General features: G+C 63.0%; 13 protein-coding genes. 2 read left to right on the forward strand and 11 right to left on the reverse strand.

Translation table 11 applies throughout. The features are described 5' to 3' along the window. Positions 1 to 99: 99 nt before the first annotated feature. The 7 genes from CAF73_RS11955 to CAF73_RS11985 all read right to left on the reverse strand — a co-directional run bounded on the left by CAF73_RS11955 (position 100) and on the right by CAF73_RS11985 (position 6,304). The gene (locus tag CAF73_RS11955) at positions 100 to 735 is read right to left on the reverse strand and encodes a hypothetical protein (protein WP_007957651.1); all 636 of its coding nucleotides are present in this window, start codon (positions 733 to 735) and stop codon (positions 100 to 102) included. Positions 736 to 828: 93 nt separating this feature from the next. Continuing rightward, positions 829 to 2,271 carry an efflux transporter outer membrane subunit gene (locus CAF73_RS11960; RefSeq protein WP_085702795.1) on the reverse strand — a complete coding sequence of 481 codons (1,443 nt, stop codon included), beginning with the start codon at positions 2,269 to 2,271 and terminating at the stop codon, positions 829 to 831. Beyond that, entirely contained in the window at positions 2,268 to 3,155 is an 888-nt protein-coding gene (locus tag CAF73_RS11965; RefSeq protein WP_085702796.1) for an HlyD family secretion protein, read from the reverse strand. Before CAF73_RS11965 ends, CAF73_RS11960 begins: the two co-directional genes overlap by 4 nt. Beyond that, positions 3,152 to 3,361, reverse strand: a complete 210-nt coding sequence (locus tag CAF73_RS11970; protein ID WP_007957657.1) for a DUF1656 domain-containing protein — start codon at positions 3,359 to 3,361, stop codon at positions 3,152 to 3,154. Before CAF73_RS11970 ends, CAF73_RS11965 begins: the two co-directional genes overlap by 4 nt. Further along, a complete protein-coding gene (locus CAF73_RS11975) occupies positions 3,358 to 5,421 on the reverse strand; it encodes an FUSC family protein (RefSeq protein WP_085702797.1) in 2,064 nt (687 codons plus the stop codon). The genes CAF73_RS11970 and CAF73_RS11975 overlap by 4 nt, the downstream gene beginning before the upstream one ends. Beyond that, positions 5,418 to 5,846, reverse strand: coding sequence for a MarR family winged helix-turn-helix transcriptional regulator (locus CAF73_RS11980; RefSeq protein WP_085697945.1), 429 nt, complete (start codon positions 5,844 to 5,846; stop codon positions 5,418 to 5,420). The genes CAF73_RS11975 and CAF73_RS11980 overlap by 4 nt, the downstream gene beginning before the upstream one ends. Before the next feature lie 212 nt (positions 5,847 to 6,058). Continuing rightward, entirely contained in the window at positions 6,059 to 6,304 is a 246-nt protein-coding gene (locus tag CAF73_RS11985; protein WP_085697944.1) for a DUF2789 domain-containing protein, read from the reverse strand. 319 nt (positions 6,305 to 6,623) lie between these two features. Between CAF73_RS11985 and CAF73_RS11990 the strand changes: the two genes are divergently transcribed. Further along, positions 6,624 to 7,151: an NfeD family protein gene (locus CAF73_RS11990; RefSeq protein ID WP_085702798.1), complete on the forward strand. Its 528-nt coding sequence runs from the start codon at positions 6,624 to 6,626 to the stop codon at positions 7,149 to 7,151. A 2-nt stretch (positions 7,152 to 7,153) separates the two neighbouring features. Beyond that, positions 7,154 to 7,912 (forward strand): slipin family protein, encoded by a 759-nt coding sequence (locus CAF73_RS11995; protein WP_085684328.1) that lies wholly within the window; start codon positions 7,154 to 7,156, stop codon positions 7,910 to 7,912. Here CAF73_RS11995 and CAF73_RS12000 read toward each other — a convergent pair. From CAF73_RS12000 to CAF73_RS12015, 4 genes are read right to left on the reverse strand one after another with little or no spacing between them, the layout of a single operon-like run. Next, positions 7,878 to 8,852: a sulfotransferase family protein gene (locus tag CAF73_RS12000; protein ID WP_085702799.1), complete on the reverse strand. Its 975-nt coding sequence runs from the start codon at positions 8,850 to 8,852 to the stop codon at positions 7,878 to 7,880. The genes CAF73_RS11995 and CAF73_RS12000 overlap by 35 nt on opposite strands. Next, on the reverse strand, positions 8,840 to 9,625 hold the full coding sequence (locus tag CAF73_RS12005; protein ID WP_085702800.1) for an aspartyl/asparaginyl beta-hydroxylase domain-containing protein: 786 nt from the start codon (positions 9,623 to 9,625) through the stop codon (positions 8,840 to 8,842). Before CAF73_RS12005 ends, CAF73_RS12000 begins: the two co-directional genes overlap by 13 nt. Continuing rightward, positions 9,622 to 10,227 (reverse strand): adenylyl-sulfate kinase, encoded by a 606-nt coding sequence (gene cysC / locus CAF73_RS12010; RefSeq protein WP_085697939.1) that lies wholly within the window; start codon positions 10,225 to 10,227, stop codon positions 9,622 to 9,624. The genes CAF73_RS12005 and cysC overlap by 4 nt, the downstream gene beginning before the upstream one ends. Beyond that, a complete protein-coding gene (locus tag CAF73_RS12015; protein WP_085697938.1) occupies positions 10,211 to 11,725 on the reverse strand; it encodes a TolC family protein in 1,515 nt (504 codons plus the stop codon). The genes cysC and CAF73_RS12015 overlap by 17 nt, the downstream gene beginning before the upstream one ends. Positions 11,726 to 11,735: the final 10 nt, after the last annotated feature.

The raw sequence follows: 11,735 nt of genomic DNA on the forward strand, positions 1-11,735 counted from the left end.
GCACTGGCAGTGCGACGCGGCCCAACGATTAAAGGTTAAAGAGTGTCGACAAGTCATGGACAAACAAAAAGATCGCCGGGTTCGGCGATCTTTCAGGGGTCAGGAATATTGCACCTCGATCTCATCAAGCTGATGGTCGAAGCTTTTCAGCCGTGCGGTCCAGGTGTACACCAGCACTTCGAAATCCCGGTCGATCACCGCCCCGCCCGGCCCGTCGCTGCGCGGGTCGCAGAAGTCCAGTTGATAACGCTCGCGGGCCATGGCGGTGGCGACGTCCGACAGTTCGCGGGCATTGTTGAGCCAGTGCCAGCCGTCGTCAGCGACTTGCCGGTCGAGGGCCAGGCATTGTTTTTTCAGGGCTTCGAGGCTTTTTTCCAGCGGCGTGCCGGTGAGTTCGCCCATGACTTCGGCGAAGGTGCGCCCCGGTTGCCAGTAACTGCCCCAGAAGTAGCGGTCGAACACGGTTTCGACTTTGCGCAGCGCGACTTTGGTGTCCCAGATCAGCAGCAGCGTCTTGCTTTGCTCAAGCTGGCGTTTCTTGAGGCGCTGGCTCTGCACCAGGGCCGACGCCACGACCACGATCGCCATGACCGCGATCAGCGCCACGGTGCTGTCGAGGAAGACCATTGCCTTGTCGATCTGGTGGGCCAGCATGATGCCGTAGAAATAGGTGGCCGAGAGCAGCACCAGGGCTACCAGGGCGCACCAGAAGCCGAGAGCGTAAGGGTTTTTCATTATTGGTTTCCCCTAGACCTGCGCTAGCGATGTGCACTGAAAAGGCGCCTGGTTCGGGGCGCCCTTTCAATACTTCAAAGCATAGCAACGGCCTCAGGGTTTGCTGGCGCTCGAGGCTTGCGTTCGTCCGCTTTCCCAACCGCCGCCCAGGGCGAGGAACAAATCGATCTGGCTCATGGCAACCTGAGTGTTGGCGGCGGCCAATTGCGCAGTGACGTCGGTGTAGGTGCGAGTGGCTTGCAGGTCGGCGAGGAACGACTCGCGGCCGGCCTGGAAGAAGCGGTGCGTCTGGTCGGCCGCCAGTTTCGCCGACTGCTCGGCATCGGCCAGCGCATCGCGACGCTGCAGCAATGCGGAGTACTGGGACAGGCCGGTCTGGGTTTCGCGGATGGCGTTGAGCACCACGCCGTCGAAATGTGCCAGCGCGCCCTGGGTCGTGGCTTCGGCTTCGCGGATCCGGGCCCGGGCGCCGTTGGTCGGCACCTTCCAGCTCAACGACGGGCCGAAGCCCCAGCGGTTGGTGGAGGGTTTGCCAAGGTTGTCCAGAATGCCGACGGTGCCGATCGTCGCGCCGAAACTGATGTCCGGGTACAACTCGCCGGTGGCGATACCGATCCCGGCCGTTGCGGCTGCCAGACGTCGCTCGGCCTGACGGATGTCCGGCCGGCGCTTGAGCAGCGCCGCGCCATCGCCGACCGGCACCAGTTGAGCGATTTTAGGCAGTTCGGCGCAGGTTGCGGTGCCGGCCGGTAGTTGATCGACAGGTTTGGCCAGCAGCATCGACAGACGGAACAATCCGGCCTGACGCGCCGCCTCATAACGCGGCATGTCGGCGCGCAAGGATTTGAATTGGGTCTGCGAGCGGGTGACCTGGGTCTCGTCACCGCGCCCGGCGTCGCGCAGACGCTGAATCAGGGTGGTGCTCTGGGATTGCAGGTCGAGGGAATGCTGGGCGATTTCCCGTTCTTCGTTCGCCGCGCAGACCTGGGTGTAGGCCCGCACCACGTCGGCGACCAGGGTGATGCGTGCGGTGTCGGCAGCGGCCTGGGTCGCGTCGGCGTTGGCCTTTGCCGCTTCGATCCCGCGTTGCAACGTGCCCCACAGGTCGAACTGGTAGGACGCGCTGATGCCGATATCGCCGATGTTGGCCACCGGCACTTTCTCCGGCAGCAGGAACGCCTCGCCGGATTCCTGCAAGCGTTGCGCGCCCATCTTCACGCCGCCGCTCCAGCCACCGGCCGCCTCGGCTTCATCGACCTGCGCACGGGCCCGCGACAGATTCGCCGCCGCCACCCGCAGATCGGTGTTGGACGCCATGGCCTGCTGCACCAGTTGATCCAGGCGCGGATCCTGATACAGGCGCCACCAGTCCGCCGGCACCGGGGCCGACACCACCGGTTTGCCGGCCACCGCCAGATCGCCCTGGAAATCCTTGCGCTGGATCGCCGCGTCTTCGGGCACGTGATAGTCCGGCCCGACCATCGAGCAGGCCGACAGCATCATGCCCAAACCGGCGATCATCAGAGCCCTGGTCATTTCGCGGGCTCCTGCGGTTGATCGTCGATGATCGACACGGTGGCAGTACGTCCGGCGATCATGCGGAAGTCATCCGGCACGTCGTCGAAAGCAATGCGCACCGGTATCCGTTGCGCCAGTCGCACCCAGCTGAACGCCGGATTGACGTTGGGCAGCAAGTTGCTGCCGCTCGAACGGTCGCGGTCTTCGATACCGGCAACGATGCTTTCGACATGCCCGCGCAAGCGGGCGCGGTCACCGATCACGCGGATATCCACCGACTGGCCGATGTGGATGCCGTCGAGTTTGGTTTCTTCGAAATAGCCGTCGATGTGGAACGAATTGCTGTCGACCACCGACAACACCGGACGCCCGGCGGTGACGAACTCCTGCGAGCGCGGCGCACGGTCGTTGACGTAGCCGTCCACCGGACTGCGGATCACCGAGCGGTCGAGATTGAGCTGAGCGCTGTCCACCGCCACCAGCGCTTCGGCCAGGGCCGATTGCGCGCGGGCCACTTTCGACTGGCTTTCTTCCAGCTGTTCGGCCGGCACCAGATTGCCCAGACCGCGATTACGTTTGGCTTCCCGTTGTGCCTGAGCCAGGGTTTCTTCGCGATCAGCGACCGCTGCCCTGGCCTGACGCAACGCCAGTTTGAAACGGTCCTGGTCGATGCTGAACAGCACCTGGCCGCGTTTCACCAACTGGTTGTCCTTCACTTCGACCTGCTGGATCAGCCCGGACACGTCCGGGGCGATCTGCACGATGTCGGCGCGAATGTGGCCGTCGCGGGTCCAGGGCGCAAACATGTAATACATCACCATGCGCCAGACCACGACGACGGCGAAAGTCACGATCAGCAGCGTCAGGACGACGCGACCGAGGGTCAGAAACGGTTTTTTCATGTCATCAGGTATCGACTGAGTGAATCCACGCCGTACAGCATCACGGCGTAGAGAGCCACGTTGAACAATGCCCGGTGCCAGACCAGACGGTAGAAATGCAGGCGTGTGAGCACGCCGTGTACCAAAACAAACAGCACATAAGTGATACCCATCAACACCAGCAGGGTCGGCAGGAAAATGCCGCTGATGTCCAGATCACCGATCATAGGGGCGCTCCTTCGGGCAGCGGTTCTTCGGGCTCTGCGTTGGAGACGAATTCCACGCCGGGCAACAGCGCCAGGCGCAAACCGCTCAAGGCGTGCAACAGGTTCAGTCGGGTTTCTTCATCACCTTGACCGTTGAGCGCGCGGCGGGTGCGATCCATGGTCATCAATAAGGCACTCGGCGCCGGCAGGCGTTCGCCGGCCTTGAGACAGGCCCGGAAATACTCGCCAACCTCGGCCACCACTTGCTTGAGCAACGCGTTCGGCGCGCCCGTCACTCGCGGCGTATAGGCAAGCAGGTCGAGCAGGTTCAGCCCGACGCGCACTTCGCGCATGGCGATGCCGGTGTCCTGGCCGGTCAGCGCCAGACGCGGCAGGTGCTGCATCAGGCGGTCGAGCAACTGCACGCCCAGTTGCCGGTGTTCGGCGAGGTTGGCCGGCTCGGTCATGCTGACGATGTCTTTCCAGCTGAAACGGGTCAGGCGCTTGGCCGCCAGTTCGGCGCCAAACGGCCGGGCGATCAGCGTCCAGATGAACGCGAACAGCAGCCCCATCGGGCCCGCGAGGTTGGAATTGACGAAGGCAAAGAAGTCCGCATCGTACGCACCGGAAATGCTGATGAACGACGAGGTATTGACCAGCGTCAGCAGCATGCCGAGGTAGAAACGCGGCTGCACCGTCAGGGTACCGACACAGATGAACGGCACCGCGAACGCCAGCACCAGCATCGGAAAGTCATGCAGGTTCGGCAACACCAGAAACAGGTAAAGGCTGGCAAACAGCACCGACATTCCGGTCCAGAAAAAGAACCGGTAAATCTGTGGCGCCGGGTCGTCCATTGAGGCGAAGAAGCTGCACGACACCGCCGCCAGAATCACCGCGCTGCCGCCGTCGGTCCAGCCCAGCAGGATCCACAACACCGAGGCAACGATGATCGCCAGAATGGTCGAGGCCACCGAATAAAGCATCAGCCCACGGTCGAGAAATGGCGTCAGGCGACCAAGGCGCCAGTGACGATAAACTGCGCGCCAACTGTCCTGGCGCTCACACAAGATCGCGTCCTGCAGGCTGCGGCAGTCCTGCCACAGATCGATGAATTCGCCGAGGCGATACAACGCATTGGAAAACAGCAATTGCTTGCGATCCTCCAGGGCTTCGGCACTCGGCTGCAGCGCTTCGAGCTGATTTCGCAGGGCTTGCCAGCGCTCCAGGTTGGCGTCTTTGTGGCCGAGCCATTCGCGGGTCGCGGTGAGCAGCGGCGTGAATTTCTGCACCAGTTCCGGCGTGCGCCGTTCGAGGGCGTACAGCGAATCTTCGAGGGCATCGATCACCGGCAGCAGGTGGATCATCCGCCCGCGCAACTCCTTGGTGTTGCGTACGGTTTGCGGCCGCGCACCTTCGTGCGGCAACTGGCCGATCATCAATTCCAGGCTGTTGAAACTGCCGACCATGGCCATGCGCAGGGCGGCAACTTCTTCGGGCTGCACATCGCGGCTGAGGAATTTGAGGCTGTAGGTTGTGGCGTCGGCGAACCATTTGCCCACGGCATCGTTGAACACCGGTGCCAGGCGCCGTGGCCAGAACATCGCGCCGACCACCGCCGCCACGGCGATGCCGAGAAAGATTTCTTCAGTCCGCGACTCGGCCACGTCCCACACCGCCAGCGGGTTGTCGACCACCGGCAGGGCGATCAGCGGCAAGGTGTAGCCGGCGAGCATCAGCGCGTAGTTGTTGGCGGTGCGCAGGTGCAGGGACAGGAACAACAAAATCCCCGTCCACAAGGCAATGACCACCACCAGCACATACGGGCTCTGGACGAACATCGGCACGAACAGCACTGCTGCCGCCGCACCGAGAAACGTGCCGATTGCGCGATACAGCGCCTTGGAACTGGTCGGGCCGAGGAACGAGCTGGAAACGATGTACACCGTGGCCATCGCCCAATAGGGACGCGGCATCTGCATGAGCAAGGCGATGTACAGCGCGGTCATCGAGGCCGCGAACGTGCGGATCCCGTAGAACCAGTCCCGCGCGGGGGGCATGCCGGAAAAGAACCCGTTCACGGATTGATCACCGTTGGCGGAGTGGCCGCCTCAAAAGCTCTCAGTACCCGAAGCGTAGCTTCCAGATCGCGCTGGTCGATGCCTTCGAGCACTTCATGACGCAGCCGCACCAGTTGCGCCTCCACCGCTTGCACCAGCTCACGGCCGGCGTCGGTCAGGCTCAGGCATTTGGCGCGACGGTCATGGGCATCTTCGGTGCGGCAGACAAAACCGGCGTGACACAACTGATCGAGCAGGCGCACCAGCGACGGCGACTCCATCCCCGCCGCCTGCGCCACCTGCACCTGGCGCACCCCCTCGCCCAAGCGCCCGATCATCAACAACGGGACGGCGCAGGCTTCGGAAATTCCATAATTGACCAGCGTGGTCTGGCAGATCTTCCGCCAATGCCTGGCGGCCACCACCATGGCACTGCTGATGTTCATCTGAAGAGCGTCGAGGTTATTCGGCACGAGGGAATGCACACACTGTTAGTTTGCTAACTATCAATATCGCATTGGCGGGGAAATTCAGTCAAGTTTTGAAACAAATTCATGTCCGAAGGTGAATTCAGAAAATTTATCTCACCCTGACTTTTGCGCTGTTTTTTTTACAACCCACAAGTTTTTTTACATTTCGGTCTTTTCGATCATTTTTTTTACATTCCCCGCCCCTTCCTCAACATCACATCCAACTGATCCACCACCTCCGCCCAATCCGCATCATCGAGAATCTCATCCCGCAGGAAATCCGCCTGGCTCTTTGTCCAGAAGAACGCGTCGCACAGGTGCAGTTCGGGTTTGAGGGGGGAATGGGTGGCGATGAATTGGTCGATGCTGACCGGGTCGTTGTCCAGACCGAGTTGCTTGAACAGGGATGGGAGGCTGTGCGTCGGGTTTTCCATTGTTCTGCTCCTTCGAAGACTCGGGGGATTCAAGAATTTCGCGAGCAAGCTCATGTGCAGCAGGTCGTTGTGGTTGCCGGCTTCCAGGCAGATGTCTTTCTGCCGGGCCAGCAGCGGGTCGATGACGCACCTCGGTGCCCACCGACGCTGCGCGGCGGACGGTAATGAAACGCTGTGGCTGTCCTTGAAAGTCTAGTCCGGCGAACTGCAAACACTGGGAAATCCGCCCACTGGCGAGGCAGGCAAACTGGTTAAAAATCATCCACCCGCAGCGTCAACTAGACTGTAAGTACAAGCCCTGACTCTCGCGGAGGGTCACGTGAACATCCGTTGCTGTGCGCTTGCCCTGTTGCTGCTGAGTGGATCGGTGGTTGCGGCAGATAACCCGTTAACCGCCGCCAGCCCGGTCGGTCTGTGGCTGATCACCCTGGGCATCGCGTTTCTGATCGCCGAAGCCGTGCTGCCCAACTACGGGGTGATCGGTCTGGGTGGCATCGTGATGTTTGTGATCGGTGCATTGATCCTGAGCAACGCCGAACTGCCGGTGCCGATGATGATTGGCCTCGGTCTGGTCAGCGCCCTGCTGCTGATCGCGCTGCTGATCCGCGCTCTGAAAACCCGACCGCGTCATCCGGTCAGCGGCGATGCCGGCCTGCTCGGCAGTGTCACGGCGGTGACGGTGGTGCAACCGCAAGACAGCCGCAATGGCTGGGTGCAATTACAGGGAGAACGCTGGCAGGTGCTGAGCGCCACGCCGCTGCACACCGGGCAACCGGTGCGCGTGGTCGGGCGCAAGGGCCTGTTGCTGCAAGTGGCCGCGACTGACGCGGCACCGCTCGGAGAGTGATCATGGGTCTGCAAATCGGTTTTGTCGCGCTGCTGCTGTTGCTGATCGCCCTGGCCGGCTCGACGTTCCGCATCCTGCGCGAATACGAACGCGGCGTGGTGTTCCAGCTCGGACGCTTCTGGCAGGTCAAGGGGCCGGGGCTGATCCTGCTGATTCCGGTGGTGCAGCAAATGGTCCGGGTCGATCTGCGCACCATCGTCCTCGATGTGCCGCCGCAAGATGTGATCACCCGCGACAACGTGTCGGTGAAGGTCAACGCGGTGCTGTACTTCCGCGTGCTCGATCCGCAGAAAGCGATCATCCAGGTCGAGGATTTCCTCATGGCCACCAGCCAACTGGCCCAGACCACTCTGCGCGCGGTGCTCGGCAAACATGAACTGGATGAACTGCTGGCCGAGCGCGAACGCCTGAACATCGACATCCAGCAAGTGCTCGACGCCCAGACCGACACCTGGGGGATCAAGGTCGCCAACGTCGAGATCAAGCACGTCGACCTCAACGAGTCGATGGTGCGCGCCATCGCCAGGCAGGCCGAAGCCGAGCGGGAACGGCGCGCCAAGGTGATCCACGCCGAAGGCGAATTGCAGGCCTCGGAAAAACTCATGCAGGCCGCCGAAATGCTCGGCCGCCAGCCCGGCGCCATGCAGTTGCGCTACATGCAGACCTTGAGTTCGATTGCCGGCGACAAGAGCTCGACCATCGTCTTTCCGTTGCCGATCGAACTGCTCAAGGGGATGGCGGATCTGTCGGCGAAATCGTGAGCGCGCGCAAGCGTTCCAGCGCGACATAGGGCGCACGGGCGCAATGTTCGACCCGCGCCTGCAACAACGCCGATGCTTCACGGCGCTTGTGTTCGCCATCGACGACAAAGGGTTGTGACGGCTGCTTCGCGTGCTGCGCCGTCGCCGCCAGCGCCTGTTCACACTGCGCGGCACTCAGCCCGAAAAACCTCGCCAGCCGTCCGCTCATCGCCTCGGGCAATTCGCTGTAATTCAGCACCAGCCCGGCAGACTCACGGCAATGCACCCAACCGGCCTCCAGCAAGCGCCCCAGCCGCCGGGCGATGAAATCCTCGCGCCCCTCGAACGGCAAATCATCGTCCAGCACACAATCGCCGAGCGCTCCCGGCACCATGTGCAGGCCGGGACGGCGCAGGTGCGACACGGCGATTTCCAGCGGATCACGATAGACAAACAGCCACGGCGTATCGGGAAAACACTCGCGCAGAAGAGGCCATTCGCCGATGTTCCAGGCGTCGAGTTTGATCACCAGCCGCTGCTCCTGGCCGCGCCGCCGCTGACCGTACGCCGAGAGCAATCCGGCGATGGCCGCGCGGCGTTCTTCGTCCGGCAGATCACTGCGCAGCAAGGCATCAAGGGGCGGCGGCTCCGAGACCACGATGTGATCGTCGAGCCGGGCAAGCATCTGACTGATCAGCGTCGAACCGCACCGCGAGGCGTGCAGGATCAAGGCGCTCGGCGGCAGACCCGGACTGAGCGCTTGCCAGTCCATAAGCGCCGACAAGGGTGTTTGCCGGCGGAACGCCTGATTGAACGGCAGACGCAACGCGTCTTCGACAGCTTCACGAAAGAACGGCTGATGCAGCGGGGTGTCGCCGAACCAGCACCAGTCGACCTGCCATTGCCCGGCGGTTTTCCAGACGCGAATCGGCAACCAGCCGTCGAAATTCACAGGCGCCATTGCTCGTTCCATGACCGACGACCGTTACGCATCGCCGCCAGCAGTTCTTCACGGGAAAAGTGCAGGCCGCGTTCAGCGGCCAACGCCAGCGTCCGGACAGTAAAGGCTTCGGGGTCGTGCACTGCCTGCAACGTCGCGGACAACATCGGATCCGTGACCAGCAACCGTTGAAAACGCTGCAACGCCGTCTCCACGCCATCAGGCAGCGGAGTACTCGGCAACCCGTCAACGATCATCTGCGCAAGCCATGGCGCGGGGCGGCAATCGAGCACCAGATGAACCCGTGCCGTGCAGTCGCGATTGTCGACCCGATGCGGTCGGGCGAGATCGAGAAACCAGCATTCCCCCGCCGTCATCGGCATCCGCTGACCGTCGAGCCAGAAATCCACGGCGGGCGGGCTGAGCAGCGGAATGTGCAGGCGCAAATCGGCGTCCGCACCCTCAAGATCGTAGTCGCGATGCTCATGGATCTGCCCGCCCGGCCCCAGTCGTAAAAGCCGCGCGCTGACGATCTCCAGCGGCAGATCCCGCAGGGCCTGCTGCCAGCGACCATCATTCAGCCAAGGGGTGCGCTGGACGGGTCCGGCGCTGCCGGGGGACAGTTCGGTCAGCGCATCGGCGGCGGAAATCAGCGCCACGCCGCTCCAGTCGCCGGCGAAATAAGCGGTGTTGAAATGGCCGCGCCAGGCAGCGTCGTCAATCGCCGACAGCGCCTGCAACAGCAACGGCAGGTCCACCGTCACCGGCAACCGCGAGAACGCCGGTCGGCTCATACCTTGGGCAACACCGCTGTTTCGCCGAGCCAGGTCAGCAACCGGTCCAGACAGGCGTCGACCGTCAGCGTGCCGGTGTCGAGCACCAGCGAAGCCTGGGCCGGCGCCTCGTAAGGCGCCGACACACCCGTGAACCCGGCCAGCTCGCCGCGTCGGGCCCGGGCGTAATGCCCTTTCGGATCGCGCTGCTCGCACACCGCCAGCGCAGCGCTGCACCAGACCTCGCGATAGTCCTCACCCAAACGGCGGGCAAACACTTCGCGCAGTTCCGCCAGCGGGGCGATCATCGCCAGAATCACGATCTGCCCGTTCTCCACCAGCAACGCCGCCAGCTCACTGGCGCGGCGAATGTTTTCCAGGCGATCGGCATCGGTAAAACCCAGGTCGCGGTTGAGCCCGACGCGCAAGCCGTCGCCATCGAGCACCACGCTTTGCAGACCACGACTGAACAACTCGGCGTGTAACGCCTGGGCAAGGGTCGATTTGCCCGCCGCCGGCAAGCCGGTCAGCAGCATCGCCGTGCCGCGATGGCCGTTGCGGGCCTCGCGTTGGGTACGGCTGATGCTGGCGGTCGGCGCCAGCACGTCACTGCGCGGAGGCATGGGCCACCGGCAGCGAAATATCCCCCGAGGCCCACGCCGCTTCGCGGTTGGCCAGCGCCGTGGCGATCGACTGGACTTCGGTCGATTGCACCTGATCCGGCAGCGGATCGAGGCCGGCGCTGGCGAAGATCTGGCCGTAGGCATTGCGCAGATCGGCGTAGGACAGGTCACGACGCAGATCGGCCTGCAAGGTATTGAGCTCGCCCTGAATCAGGTCCAGCTCACCAATGCCGTCGGCCTGACGACGGTTACGCAACTGACCGACGATTTGCCCGTCGATGTCCGACAGTTGCTGGTTGGTCTTGAACTGGCGCAGCGCCTCCTGATAGTTGGCGTTGGCCACGTAGAGCTGCGCCAGCACTGCAATCGACATCGCCTGACGCCGTGCGGTGGCGACTTCTTCACCGGCCTTGGCCACGTCAATGGCCGCCGGGGCGGAGATCACGTTGAACAGGTTCCAGGTGACCTTCACGCCGTAGTCGGCCCAGCCCTGTTCGACCAGGAACGAGTTGCTGTCGTAATGCCCGCCGGCGGAAAACTCCAGGCCCGGCAGCAGTCGCAGCATGGCCTTGCGGGTTTCGGCGGCGCTGATCCGGGTCTGGTAATCCTGCTCGCGCAGTTCCGGACGACTGGTCAGGGCTTCCTGCTCGAGTTTGGTCAGGTCGACCTTGAGTTCCGGGATCTGATAACCGTCATCGGTGGCCAGGGTCAGGTTGGTGCCCAGCGGCAGGTTGATCAGGGTCGCCAGTTCGGTTTTCGCCAGCGACAGCGCGCGGCGTTGTTCTTCCAGTTGTCGGGTCGCCTCGATCAGCGAACGCTGGTAGCCGAGCGACTGCACCGGATCGCCGATGCGTTGCTCGCTCATGCTTTCGCTGTTGCGGCGGGCGGTGTCGACCCGCGCCATCAGGCTGTCGATCTGTTTGAGCAGACGTTCGGCGGCCATCGCCCGCCAATAGGCCGAGCGCACGTCCTGAACGATGGTGTTGATCACCTTGCGTCGGCGTTCCTGAACAATCAGCCGCTGGTCGCCTTGCTGCTTGGCGCTGATGTAACTGACGCCGAAATCGAGGACGTTCCAGACCATGGTCAGGTCGGCGACTTCGCGGTCGCGATCCTGAGAGGTCGACGGTTCCAGGGATTGGGTGCCGGTACGCACGCTCTGGCTGCTGGAGGCGCTGACGTTGTTGCGCCCGACGTAACCGGCGTCCAGCGCCATGCGCGGCAGCATGTCGAAACTGGCGAGGTCGAGCTGCCGCTTGGCCAGCGCTTCCTCCATGATTTTCAAGCGGCCTTCGAGGTTGTACTTCACCGCACGAGCCATGGCCTGGTGCAGGGTCAGCGGACCGCTCAGCGGTTCCTGGCCCTTGTACATGCTTTGCAGGTCGGCCCGGGCCCGTTGTTCACTGACACTGCGTTCGATCGGTTCACTGGTTACTGCACATCCGCTGATCGCCAGCGCCAGCAGGCTGGCGCCGAACAACTTCTGACTTTTCTTCATCCCTGGATCG

It is taken from the genome of Pseudomonas sp. B15(2017) (assembly GCF_002113215.1).
Lineage (GTDB): Bacteria > Pseudomonadota > Gammaproteobacteria > Pseudomonadales > Pseudomonadaceae > Aquipseudomonas.

Excerpts from the sequence above, each read along its gene's own strand:
- CAF73_RS11955 (WP_007957651.1), bottom strand. The coding sequence starts at position 735 with ATGAAAAACCCTTACGCTCTCGGCTTCTGGTGCGCCCTGGTAGCCCTG.
- CAF73_RS11960 (WP_085702795.1), bottom strand. The coding sequence starts at position 2,271 with ATGACCAGGGCTCTGATGATCGCCGGTTTGGGCATGATGCTGTCGGCC.
- CAF73_RS11965 (WP_085702796.1), bottom strand. The coding sequence starts at position 3,155 with ATGAAAAAACCGTTTCTGACCCTCGGTCGCGTCGTCCTGACGCTGCTG.
- CAF73_RS11970 (WP_007957657.1), bottom strand. The coding sequence starts at position 3,361 with ATGATCGGTGATCTGGACATCAGCGGCATTTTCCTGCCGACCCTGCTG.
- CAF73_RS11980 (WP_085697945.1), bottom strand. The coding sequence starts at position 5,846 with ATGAACATCAGCAGTGCCATGGTGGTGGCCGCCAGGCATTGGCGGAAG.
- CAF73_RS11985 (WP_085697944.1), bottom strand. The coding sequence starts at position 6,304 with ATGGAAAACCCGACGCACAGCCTCCCATCCCTGTTCAAGCAACTCGGT.
- CAF73_RS11995 (WP_085684328.1), top strand. The coding sequence starts at position 7,154 with ATGGGTCTGCAAATCGGTTTTGTCGCGCTGCTGCTGTTGCTGATCGCC.
- CAF73_RS12000 (WP_085702799.1), bottom strand. The coding sequence starts at position 8,852 with ATGGCGCCTGTGAATTTCGACGGCTGGTTGCCGATTCGCGTCTGGAAA.
- CAF73_RS12005 (WP_085702800.1), bottom strand. The coding sequence starts at position 9,625 with ATGAGCCGACCGGCGTTCTCGCGGTTGCCGGTGACGGTGGACCTGCCG.
- cysC (WP_085697939.1), bottom strand. The coding sequence starts at position 10,227 with ATGCCTCCGCGCAGTGACGTGCTGGCGCCGACCGCCAGCATCAGCCGT.
- CAF73_RS12015 (WP_085697938.1), bottom strand. The coding sequence starts at position 11,725 with ATGAAGAAAAGTCAGAAGTTGTTCGGCGCCAGCCTGCTGGCGCTGGCG.